This window comes from Actinomadura sp. NPDC049753, assembly GCF_040674655.1.
Lineage (GTDB): Bacteria > Actinomycetota > Actinomycetes > Streptosporangiales > Streptosporangiaceae > Spirillospora > Spirillospora verrucosospora.
Genome location: NZ_JBFARL010000177.1, coordinates 1 through 16,147, shown reverse-complemented (window position 1 = coordinate 16,147; position 16,147 = coordinate 1). Strand labels below are relative to the sequence as shown.

The 16,147-nt window shown below is 69.0% G+C and carries 16 protein-coding genes and 3 pseudogenes; 11 read left to right on the top strand and 8 right to left on the bottom strand.

Going from position 1 to position 16,147, the window contains the following annotated elements; all coding sequences use genetic code 11:
• A pseudogene (locus AB0K37_RS32425) lies at positions 1 to 994 on the top strand (ATPase); the annotation flags it as partial.
• A 116-nt stretch (positions 995 to 1,110) separates the two neighbouring features.
• Here the strand turns inward: AB0K37_RS32425 and AB0K37_RS32420 are convergent.
• Complete coding sequence (locus AB0K37_RS32420; protein ID WP_363987466.1) at positions 1,111 to 1,332, bottom strand: histidinol dehydrogenase; 222 nt, start codon at positions 1,330 to 1,332, stop codon at positions 1,111 to 1,113.
• A 112-nt stretch (positions 1,333 to 1,444) separates the two neighbouring features.
• Between AB0K37_RS32420 and AB0K37_RS32415 the strand changes: the two genes are divergently transcribed.
• A complete protein-coding gene (locus AB0K37_RS32415) occupies positions 1,445 to 1,612 on the top strand; it encodes a hypothetical protein (RefSeq protein ID WP_363987464.1) in 168 nt (55 codons plus the stop codon).
• 103 nt (positions 1,613 to 1,715) lie between these two features.
• Complete coding sequence (locus AB0K37_RS32410; protein WP_363987462.1) at positions 1,716 to 2,015, top strand: hypothetical protein; 300 nt, start codon at positions 1,716 to 1,718, stop codon at positions 2,013 to 2,015.
• A 196-nt stretch (positions 2,016 to 2,211) separates the two neighbouring features.
• Here the strand turns inward: AB0K37_RS32410 and AB0K37_RS32405 are convergent, their stop codons facing one another.
• A complete protein-coding gene (locus AB0K37_RS32405; protein WP_363987460.1) occupies positions 2,212 to 2,670 on the bottom strand; it encodes a tyrosine-type recombinase/integrase in 459 nt (152 codons plus the stop codon).
• Here AB0K37_RS32405 and AB0K37_RS32400 point away from each other — a divergent pair.
• Both AB0K37_RS32400 and AB0K37_RS32395 read left to right on the top strand, forming a co-directional pair.
• Positions 2,628 to 3,401: a hypothetical protein gene (locus AB0K37_RS32400; protein ID WP_363987469.1), complete on the top strand. Its 774-nt coding sequence runs from the start codon at positions 2,628 to 2,630 to the stop codon at positions 3,399 to 3,401. The two genes, AB0K37_RS32405 and AB0K37_RS32400, sit on opposite strands and share 43 nt — an antisense overlap.
• Before the next feature lie 280 nt (positions 3,402 to 3,681).
• Positions 3,682 to 3,996 (top strand): annotated as a pseudogene (locus tag AB0K37_RS32395) (tyrosine-type recombinase/integrase); the annotation flags it as partial.
• Positions 3,997 to 4,005: 9 nt separating this feature from the next.
• Here the strand turns inward: AB0K37_RS32395 and AB0K37_RS32390 are convergent.
• Positions 4,006 to 4,593, bottom strand: coding sequence for a hypothetical protein (locus tag AB0K37_RS32390; RefSeq protein ID WP_363987467.1), 588 nt, complete (start codon positions 4,591 to 4,593; stop codon positions 4,006 to 4,008).
• 441 nt (positions 4,594 to 5,034) lie between these two features.
• Between AB0K37_RS32390 and AB0K37_RS32385 the strand changes: the two genes are divergently transcribed.
• The 4 genes and pseudogenes from AB0K37_RS32385 (at position 5,035) to AB0K37_RS32370 (ending at position 7,831) form a co-directional block, all read left to right on the top strand.
• Positions 5,035 to 5,511 (top strand): Imm26 family immunity protein, encoded by a 477-nt coding sequence (locus AB0K37_RS32385; protein WP_363987459.1) that lies wholly within the window; start codon positions 5,035 to 5,037, stop codon positions 5,509 to 5,511.
• Positions 5,512 to 5,823: 312 nt separating this feature from the next.
• Positions 5,824 to 5,961: pseudogene (locus tag AB0K37_RS32380) on the top strand (IS481 family transposase); the annotation flags it as partial.
• 307 nt (positions 5,962 to 6,268) lie between these two features.
• Positions 6,269 to 7,201, top strand: coding sequence for a tryptophan synthase subunit alpha (gene trpA, locus AB0K37_RS32375; RefSeq protein WP_363987457.1), 933 nt, complete (start codon positions 6,269 to 6,271; stop codon positions 7,199 to 7,201).
• Between the two features lie 132 nt (positions 7,202 to 7,333).
• A complete protein-coding gene (locus AB0K37_RS32370; RefSeq protein WP_363987456.1) occupies positions 7,334 to 7,831 on the top strand; it encodes a carbonic anhydrase in 498 nt (165 codons plus the stop codon).
• Between the two features lie 32 nt (positions 7,832 to 7,863).
• On the opposite strand, the gene AB0K37_RS32365 is transcribed toward AB0K37_RS32370, so the two are convergent.
• From AB0K37_RS32365 to AB0K37_RS32345, 5 genes are all read right to left on the bottom strand, one after another.
• Positions 7,864 to 8,607, bottom strand: a complete 744-nt coding sequence (locus tag AB0K37_RS32365) for a sulfotransferase family protein (protein WP_363987454.1) — start codon at positions 8,605 to 8,607, stop codon at positions 7,864 to 7,866.
• A gap of 40 nt (positions 8,608 to 8,647) precedes the next feature.
• Positions 8,648 to 9,421, bottom strand: a complete 774-nt coding sequence (locus AB0K37_RS32360) for a class I SAM-dependent methyltransferase (protein WP_363987452.1) — start codon at positions 9,419 to 9,421, stop codon at positions 8,648 to 8,650.
• Positions 9,422 to 9,426: 5 nt separating this feature from the next.
• Positions 9,427 to 10,482: an aspartyl/asparaginyl beta-hydroxylase domain-containing protein gene (locus AB0K37_RS32355; protein WP_363987450.1), complete on the bottom strand. Its 1,056-nt coding sequence runs from the start codon at positions 10,480 to 10,482 to the stop codon at positions 9,427 to 9,429.
• Positions 10,479 to 12,014 carry a M28 family peptidase gene (locus AB0K37_RS32350; protein WP_363987448.1) on the bottom strand — a complete coding sequence of 512 codons (1,536 nt, stop codon included), beginning with the start codon at positions 12,012 to 12,014 and terminating at the stop codon, positions 10,479 to 10,481. The genes AB0K37_RS32355 and AB0K37_RS32350 overlap by 4 nt, the downstream gene beginning before the upstream one ends.
• Before the next feature lie 226 nt (positions 12,015 to 12,240).
• Positions 12,241 to 13,407, bottom strand: a complete 1,167-nt coding sequence (locus tag AB0K37_RS32345) for a cytochrome P450 (RefSeq protein WP_363987446.1) — start codon at positions 13,405 to 13,407, stop codon at positions 12,241 to 12,243.
• A gap of 254 nt (positions 13,408 to 13,661) precedes the next feature.
• Here AB0K37_RS32345 and AB0K37_RS32340 point away from each other — a divergent pair, with 254 nt between their 5' ends.
• Both AB0K37_RS32340 and AB0K37_RS32335 read left to right on the top strand, forming a co-directional pair.
• On the top strand, positions 13,662 to 14,912 hold the full coding sequence (locus AB0K37_RS32340) for an MFS transporter (RefSeq protein WP_363987444.1): 1,251 nt from the start codon (positions 13,662 to 13,664) through the stop codon (positions 14,910 to 14,912).
• 326 nt (positions 14,913 to 15,238) lie between these two features.
• On the top strand, positions 15,239 to 15,538 hold the full coding sequence (locus AB0K37_RS32335) for a DUF6247 family protein (RefSeq protein ID WP_360353022.1): 300 nt from the start codon (positions 15,239 to 15,241) through the stop codon (positions 15,536 to 15,538).
• The last annotated feature ends 609 nt before the right edge of the window (positions 15,539 to 16,147 follow it).

The following is a 16,147-nucleotide window of genomic DNA, read 5'->3' as shown; positions in this document are numbered from 1 at the left end:
GCGGCGCGACGACGCCGTCGCGCGGACGCTTGCGCGCGCCGAGGACGCGGTCGGACTCGCCCACCGCACCGGCGTCCCGTCCGCCGAGTCCGCCGCGCTCGACGCGCTCTCCGCCGTCCAGAGCTGGGTCGGCGACGCGTTCGCCGCCGCGGCCACGGCCCGCCGCCGCGTCACCCTCCTGTCGTCCGCGCGGACCACGCCCGCCGTCGCCCACGAGCTCGTCCAGGCCCTCGGCGAGGCCGCCCAGACCGGCATCGGCGTCGGGGACCTGCCCGACGCCCGGCACTGGGCGAGACGCCTCGCGGACCACCCGTCGCTCGCCGAGGTGGGGCACCGCGCGACGAGCTGGCAGCTGGTCGCCGACGCGCTGGCGGGCGACGCCGAGGGCGTGCTCACCGGCGCCGTCCGGTTCCTGGACGGGTGGCGGCGGAGCGGCAGCCCCGTCTGGCCGGAGCTCGAACCGGCGGTGACCGCCGTCGCGATGATCCACGGCCTCCGCGGAGACCGGGACGCCCGGAACGAGTGGAACACGATCCTGGGGCGGTTCGGCACGTCACCGAACCGGGTCCACGGCTACGGCGCGGTGCTCGACGCGATGCCGCTGCTCCACAACGGGCACGCGCAGGAAGCGCTGGAGCGGCTGGCCCCCGACCCCGGCGAGGTGTGGAGGTGGGTCACCTGGATCTGGCTCCACTGGTACGTGGCCCTGCGCGCGGAGGCCTCGGTCCTCGCGGGAAGCCCCGACGCCCGCGAACGCCTGGCCGACGCCCGCAGGATCACCGCCGGCAACCCGGTCGCCGGTGCGATCGTGGAACGCGCCGGGGCGCTCCTCGACGGCGCCCCGGAGCGGTTGCTCGCCACGGTGGACGCCTTCGACGCCGCGGGCTGCCGCTACCAGTCGGCCCGCACCCTGCTGCTCGCGGGCGGCGACCACGCCGTCCAGGGAACGGGCGCCCTCACCGCTCTCGGCTTCACCCCCACGGCCGTCCGCTGACCGGACGGAACCGGACGGCCGCCGCAGTTCTGCCCCGTCCGGCCGACGGGGTGGTTATGCCCGGCGCAGAACCACCCCTCCAGGTGGATTCGGCCTCGTCCGGGCCTGCGGGGGCCTCAGTCGCGGGGCAGGCGCTCCAGCCGCTTGGCGGCGGTGGCCTCGTGTGCGGGCATGAGGTCGGCCTGCGAGATGGTGACGACGTGCGGCGCGACCGTGCGGACCCCTTCGTCGGTGTCGATCCGCTGCCAGGTCACCGTCTTCAGGAAGGACGCGACGGACAGGCCGCCCGTGTAGCGGCCGCCGCCGACCTCCTCCACGCCTGAGCCGGCGCCGCGCACATGGCCGGCGCTTCCCCGGGGGTCGGGAGCCGGGTGTCAACCCTGCGTCAGCGGCTGGCGTCGGACGTGATGGGGGCGAGAAGCCCCATGTTCCGGGCGAGGAAGGCTGGCAATGCTGCGCAAGGGGGAGAACGCCGCGCTGGACGGCGGCCGTGTCAGGGTCGCCGTGACCGCCACCGGAACGCCGATCGACGTTTCGGCGGTGGTTTCGAGTCACATGGAATTGATCCGGCATCCATGCCTGACACGCTTCGAGTCATTCAACGAGGCAAGGATTTGAGGCATTATGAAATCGTACCTGCGCCAGGAGCAAATCTAACCCCGGCGAGGTACGCTGAGGAGCTATCGAAAATTCGGTGCATGTGCGGTGGAGGCGGATGAACTTGGCGACGTACGACGTAAGGTTTCCCGATTATCTCGATGGCTATGAGGCTGAGACCGAGGCCAAAGGCTATCTGGCGGGAGTGGTCGTGAGTGCAGAGAATCGATCCTTCGAACTTGCGGTCTACGACCGGACTCGCCTTGTTCAAGAACTCGATGATGAGCTGGATTCGGATCGCGCGTATTTCGCCGTTCCTAACTTGCTGGTCGTCCGATCGGTAACAAAGGCCGAGATCCGCAAGACCGTCGAAGCCTTGGCGAAAGGAAATTTTCAGGAATTGGTGCCGAATCCGGTCGAATAGCGAACCAGGCGCCAGGGTGCGGAGCGAGCGGACAGTGCGCAGGCCCCGGCCGTGGTGGAAGCGCATAATGTTGCAATGTCAGCGTGGCATTGTGCCGCGTTGGGCCAATCCGCAAAGTAGTTATATCGCCGGAATCCCCACTAGAGTTTGTTCTGGTGGGGCTTCTGAGCCGTCGACGGCAACGGTGACGGCAACGTCAGCGGACGACGGCTGCGGCTGGTGGGTCGTCAAGGTCGTCTTCCTGGCTGCCGAGAGCATGGCCCAGAGTGTCGATGGCGTCGCGCGGGAGGCGGAGTCGGACATGGGCGTAGACGCCGGCGGTGACGCCGATGTGGGCGTGGCCGAGGAGTTCCTTGATCACGACGAGGTCGACGCCCTGTTCCAGGAGCAGAGTGGCGGTCGAGTGGCGAAGGTCGTGGAAGCGGATGCGTCGGAGTCGGGCCCGGTTGAGGAAGCGGCGGGTGAGGTTGGCTGGGTCGAGAGGCCGTCCAGTCGGCGTGGTGAAGACGAGGCCGCCGTCCTGCCAGGCTGCACGGACCCGAAAGTCAAGTACCAGAAGATCACCGTTGTTACCTGTTGATTCGACGTGTTCCCAGTGGAAGGTGGGCGACGTTGTCAGTGAAGTATTCTGTCCGGTTCGAGGAAAGTGACACATTCGTATCCGCCTGCGATCTGGAAGGGTTTTTTGTCGGGCGCTACAGCGACGACGACTTCGGCGCGTTGCTCGACGCCGAGAACGCCCGAGTCACCTTCAGGCTTGTGCGGCCGACCCTAAACGCGCCGATCGAGACGCTTAGGGGGGACATCGAGGTTCTTGTCCTCGACACCGAAGGTCGGCCCATGGGGCGCTACGTGCTGTGGGCCGCCAAGCTAGTAGCCGGGGATACGCCGGAATATCTAGTCGTCACGGCACGAACGGGTTTGGCTCCGCATGCCGAGGCCCGCAGGTTGTGGGACAGGTTCCGCGTTTCCCGGCCGCAGCGCGGTGAATGGTGCACGCTTCAGGTCGGAGCCCGTGAAGCGTGGCTAGAAGTAGCCGGTCTCAGGTACGCCGAATACCCTTCTAAGGGGGAGCATTCGGTTCCCCCTCGAGAGTTCGTTATGGAGGGTGATGAAATCAAGGATGTCGCGAGTTTCTTCTGTGCGATTGGCGAGGCTTTCCGTGGCCCAGGAGGGTATATGGGGTGTAGTTTTACCGAATTGGACGAGTCTCTTGAGGATTATCTCCAAGGCGCCCCGGTTCGGCTGATTTGGCAGAACATTTCCGTTGCGCGCTCGTCCTTGTCTGGAGTGGTAGATATTGCCGGCGGGTCGATTTCCAAATTCGACTTGCTTCTTAGTATTCTGTCGCAGAATAATGTTGAAGTCATTCCTGACAGGTCATAGCCTGAATGTTCGAAGTGCTGAATCCGAGGCGACAGTTCGAATTCAGCATGATGGTGTAAACGTGTGGTCATACCGAGAAGGCATCGGCACCATGAGAGTCTTCCGATCCAAGGAGCTCTAGCCTCAGGATCTTTCGATAGCCCGCAGGTCCGCGGGTACGTTCTGTCGGCGGGAAGCAAGAACGTCAACGTCGGCTACGACTACGACCCGGCGACGCTCCGCATGACCCTGTCCCTGCCGAAAACTGGTGTGCCCGCCCAGGACCGCGCACAGCACCCGGATGATCGCGCTGGACCGCACCACCATCGCGGCGCTGCGCGTGCACCGCTCCCGGCAGCAGGCCGAGGTAGCGGCCTATGGTGAGGGGTACCACGACAACGGGTATGTGTTCACCAACCTCAACGGTGGCCCGGTCGCCCCGGGTCGGCTCACCTACGTGTTCCAGAGACTGATCGCCGAGCACGATGTGCCGCCGATCCGGCTCCACGACCTGCGCCACGGCGCCGCCACTTTGGCGCGCGCGGCCGGGGCGCAGGTGAAGGTGGTACAGGAGATGCTCGGGCATTCCAGCATCGTGCTGACCGCCGACACCTACACCTCCGTCCTACCTGAGGTCGCGCACACGGCCGCCGAGAAGACCGCCGCCTACCTGCTCCACGCGGCTGGTGTGGTGCCTGGCATCACCCAGCGCCGGGGCCGTGCTCCGGCCCGCCGTCGACGGCCGGCGGCGGACCGTACCCGGGCGGGCCTGGTGCGGCGCCGGTCGACCACCCCGCTCCCCGAACCGGCGGAAGCATTCCTCGACGCTCCAGCGGGATCCGGCCACCCGCACCAACTCGGGCACGCGCACCGGCCAGTTGGCTGCGCACTGGGAGAACTCCAGGTCGGTGGGGTCGCTGATCGACCGGCGGGCCAGCATCCACTGGTGTTCGCCCTGGTGTTCGCCCGGGCCGATCCACGCCCAGTCGTACCAGCGGCGGCCCTTGGCCCCGTCCCCCGCACGAGACCCGCTGCCACGCCGTCTCACCCGCGGCGAAGGCGGTGTCGGCCCGGTGCGGGCGCCGCCGAGTACGAGCGGGTGGTCGCAGGAGACCGCGAAGACGTAGTTCACGCTGCGGCCGGTGCAGCGGCGGCGCAGCGCGGTGTTGTCGCCGTAGGCCTCATCGCCGGTCAGCCGTGCGGGAATCTGCACGGCGAATCCCGACTGGTGCGGCAAGGCACCCGGCATGCCGCCGATCAAGGAGGGGGACCGGCTCCGCGCTCGCCAGGATCCTGGCCAAGTTGCTTCCCGCCGGGCTCCGCAGCGGTTATAACACGCGGAAGAGCTATCAGGTGTACCTGGGCTATGACAAAAAAGGGGAACGGACGTATACGTCGGTATCACGATCAATTTAAGGAAGCGGCAATCGAAACACGGCGCGAGATTCAGGATTTCACCGATCACGTCCGGTTCAAGATTAACTCGAGGCGAGGCGCGCGCGATCGAGCAAGCCATGATCAACGGGAATCCACACTACGTCAATAAGATCAACAGCATCAGTCCGCGGCGTGGCGAGTACTGCAAGCGTGCTGTAACATAGGATGAGGTATGGCTTAAGTCTAATGGCTGCTAGGTGGGTTCGAAGAGCGGAACATGGAGATATTGAAACCGTCACGGCGGAAGTTGCGGGAAGGTGACGTCTTTGCCTTCCGCGTTCCCCAGGCCGGCGAGTACTTCATGTTCGGCCGGGTGATCAGGGTCGACATGCCGATGGGAGATTCTCCCATGCCGGGGGACAACCTCATCTACCTCTACGGCCATCGTTCGAAGGAGAAGGTCCCCGAGTTGGGAGCGCTGACGGTGGACGACCTGCTGGTCCCACCGAAGTTCATCAACCGGCAGCCCTGGCTCAAGGGCTTCTTTGAGAACGTCGTGCACGTGCCGCTCGAAGACAGTGACGTGCTCGCCATGCATTGCTTCTACAATCCGGTAAAAAAAGTTTATGTCAACGACCGAGGCGATGTGCTCAACGAGCGCATCGAGCCCTGCGGTTTCTTCGCTTTGGACAGCTATCTGACGCTCGACGACGCCATCAGCGAGGCCTTGGGTGTGGCCCCCGCGAGCGACTGAACACCGGTATTTCCAGAGAGCTTCAATAGTGGGAGTTACCAGAGTGGTAGGTGGGTGTGGGCGAGGAGGCCGTTGAGTAGGGCAGGCCGGTGCTGGATGCGTTTCAAACGGGGTCTTGATCAGCCTCATGGGATGGTCGATCGTGTGCTTGGCGAGGTTGGCCAGGGATGAGACCGTCTGAAAGTCTGCGGGTGAAGTGGTAATCGGCTTTCAGTTCAGGGTGATGCGGTCACCGTAGTGCAGCGCCAGGGCGTTCAGGGCTGCCTTCCAGTCGGGGCTTTTGCCGGTGATGTTCGGCCGGTTCTGCAGCGGCTGGCCTGGCTCGATCGGTCCACCGGCCAGATCGGCCGCCGCTGCGAGCGCGACCGGCTCGGTGAACCGGTGCACGTGGACGTCAAGGAACTCGGCCGCATCCCCGTCGGCGGCGGACGCCGCGCCCTGGGGCCGGCCGCCTGCCCCGGCTGACGTCGTTCGACTGCATCGGCTCGGTCGTCGACGACCACACAACCGCCAACGCCTGGGCCTTCCACAGATTCACCCGCTGGCGACGTGCACGGGACGAGCTCGGCGCGGTCGGACGCCGCACCGCCCCTTCCGGCCCCCGAGGTGCACCCTGGAGGCCACGAGGCGGAGGAGGAAGTTCATCGAGCGCAACAATTGTTAATGCGAAACCCCTTCCCGGAAGCGGTTCGTACCCCACAGTATGTCCAAGATCGACTACTGGTGGCCGCGGGCCGGGTGCTGGAGGGGGTGGCGGATGGGCGAGCAGGATGGTCGCGCATGGCTGGAGAGCGTTCTCGCCGCGAAGCGGGAGCGGGGCCGGCCGGCGTTGATCGGCTATCTGCCGATCGGCCATCCCAGCGTGCCGGCCTCGATCGAGGCCATGTTCGCCATGGTCGAGGCCGGTGTCGACATCGTCGAGATCGGCCTGCCCCACCATGATCCGGTCATGGACGGACCTGTGATCAGGCAGGCCACCGAGAGCGCGTTGCGGGGCGGGACCCGGATCGCCGACCTGTTCACCGCCGTGACGGCCCTCGCCTCGGCGGGGGTCCCCGTGGTCTGCATGACGTACTGGGAGCCCGTGGAGCGGTACGGGGCCGAGCGGTTCGCGCGCGACCTCGCCATCGCGGGGGGCTGCGGGGCGATCGTTCCGGATCTGCCCGACGGCAGGGCGCCGGAATGGACGGCGAGCACCGACGCGCACGGGCTCGCCCGGATCCTCGTCGTCCCTCCGGACGCTTCCGACGAGCGGATCTCCCGTATCGCCTCGGCCTGCACCGGCTTCGTCTACGCGGCGGGCCGCCTCGGTCTCACCGGCTCCGGCGAGGTGGACGTCGTCCAGGCGAAGAACCTCGTCGACCGGGTGCGCCGGGTCACGACCACTTCTGTCTGCGTGGGCTTCGGCATCTCCACCCCGGCCCACGCCGCCGAAGTCGCGACCTCCGCCGACGGCGTCATCGTGGGCACCGCCCTCGTCGAGTGCCTCGCCGCCCCGTCGCTCGACGCCGGGCTGACCCGCCTGACAACGCTGGTCGGCTCCCTCGCCGCCTCCCTCTACACCCCGTCCCGCGGCCCCCGGACCACCGCCTGCGTCCCGGCCGCCCGCGGCGGCGGCATCCGCGCCGTCAGCCAGGGGGGATGCCCCGACACCATAGGCAGCACCGGCGGACTCACCGAGAGTCTCTAGCGAACGGCGGGGTGACGCGCCCATCGCCAGTAGGGAACTATTCCTACTTATTTAGTTGGTATATGGTCATGTTCCAGCCGGAGGCAACCGCCGGAGCGGCCGACGCCGGACTCTCGCACGGGTGGAGGACTCATGAGCACGACGGACGGATTGCTCGCCAACGCCGAGCGCTACGCGGCGGGTTTCGGCAAGGGCGACCTGCCCCTGCCGCCCGCCAAGGGGGTGGCGGTGGTCGCGTGCATGGACGCTCGCCTCAACCCCTACGGGCTGCTCGGCCTGGCAGAGGGGGACGCGCACGTCATACGGAACGCCGGCGGAGTGGTCACCGCGGACGTGCGCCGCAGCCTGGCCATCAGCCAGCGGCTGCTCGGCACCCGAGAGATCGTCCTGATCCATCACACCGACTGCGGCATGCTCACCTTCACCGACGACGGCTTCAAGGCCGCCGTCCAGGACGAGATCGGCCTGAAGCCGGACTGGTCGGCCGAGGCTTTCACCGACCCCGACCAGGACGTCCAGCAGTCCATCGGCAGGATCAAGGCCGACCCGTTCATCCCGCACACCGGCGCGGTGCGCGGATTCGTGTACGAGGTCGAGACGGGCCGCCTGCGCGAGGTCAAGCCCCGCTGACCCCACGGGCCGCCGCGGCGGCCGCACTGGAACTACCTGTGGCGTTTGCGGTGTATTGCCCAGGTGATTGCGGCGCCGGTCGCGATCGCGGTGGTGGCGAGGATCCGGGGGGCCAGCGTTCTCTTCAGGGCCTGCCGCTGCCGCCGTTTGAACGTGGCCGCGTCGTTCTCCCGGGGGAACGGCTCGTCGGGGACCGGTAGGCCGAGGAAGGCGCACAGCGGCGCCCATCCGTCCTTGACCTCGAACACCAGCAGCCGGTCTTCGGGCACGTGCGCCCTCACTTCGGCGACATGCCGTTCGAATCTTTCGGCCATCTCCGCACGGTCGCCGAACGGCCCGCCGATCTCACGGTGCCACGTCGTCCGCTGGACGCGGTCGAGGACCTCCGCTTCGGGATCGGGCCGGCGCGGGCCTCGCCAGCTCAGGACCCGCACGAGGAGCGGCGGCTTGGCGAGCACGGCGGACATGGTCTGCGCGGCGCTGTCGTACCAGCGTTGCGGATCGCGGACGGTCAGCACCACCTTGGCGTCCGGGAACGCGTCGACGATGTCGCGCCAGAACGCGGTGGCCGGCGAGCCGACGGCGCAGCCGTAGCCCGCGAACACCTTCCCCCAGTCCACCGGCCGGCCGTCCATCGCGGCGGCCCAGTCGGCGGCCCGCTCCGGCTCGGCGTTGAGGACCCGCATGTTGTAGCACGGGCCGTACCCGAGCCGGTCGAGTGCCAGCGCGAGTGAAGTCGTACCTGTTCGGAGGAAACCGACGCCGATGACCTGCACGCGAACTCTCCTCAGGATGAAGTGGATGACGTTTGGTCGGTCAGGTCGTAAGGCGGGCGACCAGAGTGCCGGGGTCTTCGCCGTTGGCGACGGGGTGGAGGGCGGTTCCGGCCGTCGGGGTCAGCCCGACCGCCGCCAGGTCGGCGACGACGGCGTCCGGCCGGTGCAGGTAGTGGGCGCGTTCCACCACTTCGGTCGCCACCAGATCGCCCTGGTAGTACGTGCGGTAGACGAACCGCAGGTGCGCCTGGTCGTCGCCGTCGGGCCGCGCCTCGCACGACATCTCGTACCGGCAGTCGCCGAGGGTGGCCTCGTCGGCGACGTGCTCGGGCCAGTCCGGTACGGGTTCTGACAGCACCATGTCCATCGCCACCTCGCCGTCCTCGGCCAGATGCTCGGCGATCGCCTCGAAGAGCGCAGGCCGTTCGGGGTGCGGCACGTGCTCCAGCACACCCGCCAGGTACACGAAGTCGAAGCGGCGGGCCAGGTCGAAGTGGGGCGCCGCGCGGTCGAGCACGGTGACGCGGGCGCGCAGGTGCGGGCGTTCGGCGAGCTTGGCCAGCAGCACCGCGCGCATGGTGGCGGACCGCTCCAGGCACAGGACGGTGGCGGCTCGCTCGGCCACGGCCAGCGTGATCCGGCCGGTACCCGCGCCGATCTCCAGCGCGTGCCCGCCCTGGGGTGCGCGGTCGGCGAAGAACCGGGGGTCGGGGAGGGCGCCCTCTCCGCGGGAGGCGCGGAAGAGATCGTAGTAACCGGGCTGGAAGGCGTACGGGTCGGTGCCGAGCGGAGCGACCCGAGCGGGGGAGGACATGCGAGTCACCTGCCTGTCTGGTCGGAACGAGGGCGTGTCGTAGCGTGCGTGGCCGGCGTCGTCCGACCGCCGTGGGTGAACTGTGCCGGGCGTGTCCACTCGCGGAGGGCGCGGCCGGCGCGTTCCCTGATCCGCACCTGGCCGGTGGACTCGACGGCGAGGGTGCGTTCCTCGCTCCAGCCGCTGAGGCGGAACTCGCCAAGCCCGAGATGCACCAGGCCGAAGGCGGGCTCGCCGTCGATGGCGAGGACGAGCCGGTCCTCGTGCACGACGACCGCGGCGTCGCTGTCGGGCCTGGCCTCGACCTCCTCCTCCGACCACTGCGCGAAGTCGCCCGGCAGCCGGAAGCGGCAGCACAGCCGGTCGCGTTCGGACGTGGTCAGCGGCACCGGTTCGCGGGCGAACATCACCTCGCTCAGCGGCAGCAGCTCCAGGAACTCGTCCGGCAGCAACCCGACGACCTCCCGGCTGACCAGGCAATCGAGCACCATGTGCACCCGGGAGCGGTCCCCGCCGTTCGCCACGTAGTGCCTTCGGCCGAAGTCGCCGAACCACAGCCGTCCCGCCGTCCAGTGCTCGGACACGCCGTCGATGACCACGACGGCGTCCGGGTTGGTGTCGATCGGCACGTGCAACCGCAGGAGCCCGCGTTCGAACCCGTACTTGTAGTCGCGGTGCTCGTGCACGGTCGCACCGGCGCCCAGGGCGATCAGCCGTACGCCCCGGACCGGCGCCGGCAGGGCGTCGATGACCTGTGCGAGGGCCGGGGCGCCGGCTAGCCACGGGGTGTCGGCGAAGTCGGTCAGGCCCGCGCCGCCCGGGTCGGTCCGTACCGGATCGCCGCCGACGCTGCGCAGCGGCAGGATGCGCCAGTCCACGCCGGACTCCGTGGCAGTGCCGTCCTGGCTGTAAGCGCGCTGGGCGCGCCACCGCTGGTGCCGCAGCCGGTCGAGGTCGGCGCGCAGCGCATCGACGTCGAAGCTGAGCCCCATCGGCGAGGACGGCGGGTAGGGGGCGGGCGGATCCGTCAGCGATTCGATGGCCTGGTGGTACGTCGTCATGGTCGCTGCTCCTGGGCGCCGGCGGGCAGGTCGGAGACGTCGAGGGCGAAGCGGCCCACGGCCCACGCGATGGCGGGCACGTTCTCGCCGAGAGCCCGGCGGTCGAGGTTGCTGATCGTGTCGCATGGCTGGTGGTAGCAGGGGTCGTACAGCTGCCCGGCCACCCCGCCGAACCGCGCCGCCTGCGCGGCGGTCTTGACCCCGAGGACGCCGCCGTTCAGGCCGCCGACCGGGATGCCCGCGGCCATGAACGGCTCGTGGTCGGAGCCGACGGCCCGCAGGTCGTGGCTTTCGTAGGGGAGTCCGGCCCGGTCGAAGTAGTCCTTGAAGACCTTCTCCACGACCTGCGAACCCGCCGGGCCAGGCGGGGTGCCCGGCGGCTGCTCGCTCGCGTCCCCGTCGAGGACGAACCGCACCCCGTTCGGCGCGGCGATCAGTTCGAAGTTGAGGTAGAGCGCGATCTTGGCGCGTTCGGCCGGCGGCAGGTTGCGCACGTAGTAGTTGGAGCCGATGTCGATGAGCTCCTCGGCCCCCCACAGCGCGAACCGTACTTTGTGGCGCACCTTGTCCTGATGGGGAGCCAGCCGCAGCGCGGTCGCCATCAGCGCGGCGGCCGCGGCGGCGTTGTCGTTGATGCCGGGCCCCTCGGTCACGCTGTCCAGATGGGCGCCGGCCATGACGGTGCGGTCGTCGCTGCCGCCGCGCGTCTCGGCGAACAGGTTGGTGGTGACTCCCGCGACCGCGTGCCCGCGCAGGTCGAGACGCAGCCGCACCTGATGCTGCCCGGCCTCCTGGGCGAGCTGTCCGGCCTGCGCCTGCGTGACGCTGGCCACCGGGATGGTGAACGCCTGCGGGTTGAACGCGTGCAGCCGGTAGATGTTGTTCGGACTCGGCGTGTCCAGATAGATCAGCATCGCCCGGGCGCCGAGCTCGGCGGCGACGCGTTGCTGCGCCGTGTAGCCGCAGGATCCGCGCCGTACGAGCACGACGGATCCGGCCACGGGCAGCCCGTCATAGTCGGCGGCGGAGCATCCGGCTGCGTCGCCCGCCGCGGCCCGGGGCACGACGAGGTGGGCGTCGAGACCGCCGGGCGGGGTGACGGGTGACCAGCGCATGACCAGCGCGCGCACCTGCCGGGCGGCGGGCGCGGTCACCGTCGCGCTCTCCGCGTCGACCTGATAGTCGGTGTACGGCACCTGCTGCTGGTGGACGCGGTAGCCGGCGGCGGTGAGCACCTTGGCGGCGTAGCGCGCGGAGGCCTCGAACCCCGGCGTGCCGGTGGCGCGCACCCCGCCGTTCCGTGCGGCGATCTGGTCGAGGACACGCAGGTGCCGCCACGCGTCGTCGCCGCGGGTGGACCCCGCCAACAGCCGCGCCAGCCACAGCTCCTCAGACCCCCCGCTCGAACGACCTGCCGTCACGTGGGCGGACGCCGAGGCTGCGGCGGCGTGGGTGGCGGACGGTGGAGCGGCCGAAAGGATGGTGGCGGTCATGGTGACGAGGCCGGTCGCCAAGGCGGTTTTCGTGCGCACAAACACCCTCATCAAGCGCTCCAGAAGAAATCATGTGATGCCGAGAGACAGAAACCAGGTTGAGATGTGCAGAGTCCCTGAGACTGGCCGCGCGGGGAATAGTGAATGCCCGGCATATCGTGGCAGGTTGGAAGCGCGCCCCGTTATGCCGGGCACCCGCCTATGTCACTCAGTGGAGGTAACGCATAGTGCCACCTCCTTTCTGTCAAGACGGATCTGAGGTCGGTCAGCCGAGGCGGACTCTGAGTCGAGCCACGCCTCGCAGCGTGAGGTTCCGGTGGTAGACGGGCTCGTCGGCAAGGCGGATTCCCGGGAACTCGGTCGCGAGCAGGCCGAGGACGACCTGTGCCTGGAGGACCGCCAGCGACTGCCCGAGACACGAGTGGGCGCCGCGGCCGAACCCCAGATGCGGGTTGGGCCGGCGGGCGAAGTCCAGCTCGTCGGGCTCGGTGAACTTGGCCGGATCCCGGTTCGCGGCGGCCAGCAGCATCGTCACCGCTTCGCCGGGCGCGATGACATGGCCGCCGACGCGCGTCTCCCGTACACACGCCCGCCCGTCGGCCTGCACCGGCGTCACGTACCGGACCAGTTCCTCCACCGCGAGCGAGGGGTCAGCCCGAGTGAAACGTGCCAAAGTGTCCGGCTCGTTCAGCAGGACGACCAGAGCGTTGCTGAGCAGCCGCCCCGCCGATTCGAACCCGGCGTGCAGGACGGCCCGCAGCGTGTTCAGCAGCACCGGGCGCGCGATGCCGGAGCCGGGCGCCTTGGCCGCCACATGCGCCACCAGCCCGTCCGCCGGGGGGTCGTCCAGCCACCGGCCGGTGTATTCGGCCAGCTCGGCGCGGGCCTGCACGGCGGGCCCGGCGGTCTCCGGCCAGATCCCGGCGTCCATGCCGTTCACGATCGTCTGCGACACGGGCAGGAACCACGCGGCGTCGATGGGCGGCACCCCGAGCACCGCGGTGATGGTGTCCAGGGCGAGTGGCGCGGTGAGGTCGGAGACGCAGTCGAACTCCCCGGCCGCGCGCAGCCGCTCGGCTCGGGCGCGGACCTGGGCGGCGATGCGCTCGCGCAGCATGCCCGGGTCGAGACCGCGGACCGCGTCGACCATGAAGTGCCGGATGACCGTGTGCTCGGGCGGGTCGAGCGACTGGATGCTCAGCAGCGGCTCCGGTACGTCCTCGCCGATCCGGCGCCAGTCCGAGGCGAACGATTCGGTGTCGCGGAGCACCGCGGCGCAGTCGTCGTACCTTGTCACCACCCAGGAGTCGAGGAAGGCGCTGCGGTAGACGGGCGCGCTCTCGCGCAGGCGGCCGAAGAGGGAGTAGGGATCCAGCAGCGCCGCGGGCTCCGCGAGTCCCGCGACCGGGTCCGCGACCGGCGCCTCCGACATTTCGACCTCCTCGCACGGACGGCAACCGGCGAGCGGCCTCATGCCCGTTCATCGCGTCCCGAAGGGGTGGCCGGGAGGACGACGGTGCTGTCGCTCAGGTGTCCGATTGATCGTCCGACACATGATCTTTACCGATCGTAAATGGACGGGGCGGAATTGCCGAGCGCCGGATCCGGCCACCGGACTTCCATATCTTCGAACGCGCCGATATGGCATGGTCTTGTAGTTCTGCCTCACCGCCGAGGAGGTCGCCCGTGAGGGTTCTGCTGACCAATCGTGGGTTCCGACTCCTGATCATCGGCCAGACCTTGTCGACCCTGGGCGACCGGGCGCTCATCATTGCCTTCGGCATCTGGGTCAAGGAGCTGACCGGCAGCAATGCCGCGGCGGGCGGCGCGTTCTTCTTCGTCGCCCTGCCGTTCCTGTTCGCCCCGTTCGCCGGGGTGCTCATCGACAGGTTCCCGCGCCGCCAGATCTTCATCGTGACCAACCTGGTGATGGCGGGCGTCATGCTGCTCAGCCTGCTGGTGCGCGGCGAGGGCCAGGTCTGGGTGCTGTACGCGGTCATCCTCTGCTACGGCATCGCCGGTGTGATCATCACCGCCACCCAGGCCGCCCTCGTCACGGCGATCGTGGACGAGGACGCACTCCCCGACGCCAACGGCCTGCTGCAGACCTCCGCCGACGGAGTGAAGCTGCTGGCCCCCCTCTTCGGCGCGGCGTTGTTCACAGTGGCGGGCGGTCACGTGGTGGCTCTGCTGGACGCGGCGACGTTCCTGGCGGCCGCGGTATGCGTGTGGCTCATCCGGGCGCCCGGTGACCAGCGTCATGTCACCGGTGCACTGGAGTTGCGCGAAGAGGTGCTGTCGGGCCTGCGCCACATCTACCGGTCCGCGCCGCTGCGCACGCTGGTGGGCGCACTGGGCCTGGCCATGCTGGTGACGGGCTTCTCTCAGACGCTCATCTTCTCCATCGTCGACGACGGGCTTCACCGCGCTCCCGCGTTCGTCGGCGTGCTGAGCAGTGTGCAGGGCGCGGGCGCGGTCTGCGCCGGCCTGGCGGCGGGCGCCGCCATCCGCCGCGTCGGTGACCTGCGCACGGTGATGCTGGGCATCACCCTGGTGACGATGGCGTCCCTGGTCTATCTGGCGCCCGCCATCCCCCCGGTGGCGGTGGGGGCGTTCCTTTTCGGGTTCGGCATGTGCTGGACGACCGTCGGCCTGGTCATGGCGGTGCAGCGACGGACGCCCGACGCCCTGCGCGGCCGAGCGCTGACCGCGGCGATGGGCGTCGTCAGCACTCCGCAGACCGTCTCCATCGCGCTCGGCGCAGCACTGTCCCTGGTCGTCGACTACCGGGTCCTGCTGGTCCTCATGGCCGCGGTCACCGCCGTGTGCGCCGTCTGGCTGGTACGCGTACCGGCCGAAGCCGAGCCGCAGGACACTCCGCGCGAAGACCTCGACCCGGCATCTGATCCGTCGGTCCCCTCGCCGGGCGCCAAGTAGCACGACACCGCGGTCATTCGCCGGCAGTTGCAGCGGCGGAACGGCCGTCTGCGGGCGTGCCCGCCCAAGACCCCCCACAGCGCCCGCGTCGCCCTGGCATGGCGTTCGTGCGGGTGAGAGGGTGGCGCGCCCGGCAGGATTCGAACCCGCGACCGTCGGATGAGAAGTCCGAGGTTCTCCGACGACCCCGCGCCCCGGCCCACCTGCGCACACTCCTCGGCAGCTCGTCACCGCCCACGAGATCATTCCGTGCATACTCCGGATCTTGCACGTGGCCCTGCGGGGGAGTCCCGTCCCCGTGTGCGGTACACGGGTAGATTGGCATCATGACCGCTCAGCCCGAGGAACCGGCCGCATCGCGGGATCCCGGAGAGGACCCGGCTGCGATCTTCGATGCGCTCCCGCCGTCGCATCGCGACCAGTTCCGGGCCGAGTATGACGAGGCGCTCGACGCCGCGCACGACCTGGCGCGCTTCAAGCAGGTCCAGACGTTGCTACGCCGCTGGCGCTTGCGGGCCATCGCCTACGCCCGCCCCGGCTACGAAGAGGCTGTGCAGGACGCGCTACAGGGCAGGGAAGACACCTTCGTCCGCTACACCCCGCCGGGCTGGGAAGGCCAAGTGTGACGTACCGCTTCGACGGCTTCCACGGCCGTGCGCTGTACGAGTTGAACGGACTCCCCGAGGAGACTCCGCAACGGCCCGCTCCTTGAACGCCTCCTCCAGCTCCTCGAAGCTCCGTGGGACGCGGTACCGGAACGGGCAGACCAGACAGCGGTCCGGCACGCCTTCTTCGGTGCCGGCGGCGAAGGCATGCTCACCTTCCTGGTGGACGAGAAGGCAGAGACGCTCCGTATCCTCGACATCCTGTGGACGGGGTAGCGACGTAGCCGCTGTTCTTCCCACACCTTCCTTCCCTCGACCCGTCGAGACCTGTACCTAGCGGCGGACGGGTTCGGTCAAGGGTGGCGCAGCCATCACGCAGTGACGCCCGAAGGGCGCCCTTGACGGGTTCCGACCGCCGCCATCCTGGCTACATCGGGTCGGGGGAACCCTGTGCCATTCCAGGCCAAGTAGCAACGTCCCTCGTACCGGCGATGCTTTTCAGCTCGGTCGACGCGCGTCCGTTCTTGGGCGGCGGCGCGCCCCCGTGATCGCCGGCGGCTGACGGACGGGGCGGCGGTGGCACGATCGCGGCTCGGCGCGGCCGTCCGGTGACCGGCGCCCACGCCGCAC

Excerpts from the sequence above, each read along its gene's own strand:
- AB0K37_RS32385 (WP_363987459.1), top strand. The coding sequence starts at position 5,035 with ATGGAGATATTGAAACCGTCACGGCGGAAGTTGCGGGAAGGTGACGTC.
- AB0K37_RS32355 (WP_363987450.1), bottom strand. The coding sequence starts at position 10,482 with ATGACGACGTACCACCAGGCCATCGAATCGCTGACGGATCCGCCCGCC.
- AB0K37_RS32360 (WP_363987452.1), bottom strand. The coding sequence starts at position 9,421 with ATGTCCTCCCCCGCTCGGGTCGCTCCGCTCGGCACCGACCCGTACGCC.
- AB0K37_RS32345 (WP_363987446.1), bottom strand. The coding sequence starts at position 13,407 with ATGTCGGAGGCGCCGGTCGCGGACCCGGTCGCGGGACTCGCGGAGCCC.
- AB0K37_RS32405 (WP_363987460.1), bottom strand. The coding sequence starts at position 2,670 with ATGTGTCACTTTCCTCGAACCGGACAGAATACTTCACTGACAACGTCG.
- AB0K37_RS32415 (WP_363987464.1), top strand. The coding sequence starts at position 1,445 with ATGCTGCGCAAGGGGGAGAACGCCGCGCTGGACGGCGGCCGTGTCAGG.
- AB0K37_RS32370 (WP_363987456.1), top strand. The coding sequence starts at position 7,334 with ATGAGCACGACGGACGGATTGCTCGCCAACGCCGAGCGCTACGCGGCG.
- AB0K37_RS32335 (WP_360353022.1), top strand. The coding sequence starts at position 15,239 with ATGACCGCTCAGCCCGAGGAACCGGCCGCATCGCGGGATCCCGGAGAG.
- trpA (WP_363987457.1), top strand. The coding sequence starts at position 6,269 with ATGGGCGAGCAGGATGGTCGCGCATGGCTGGAGAGCGTTCTCGCCGCG.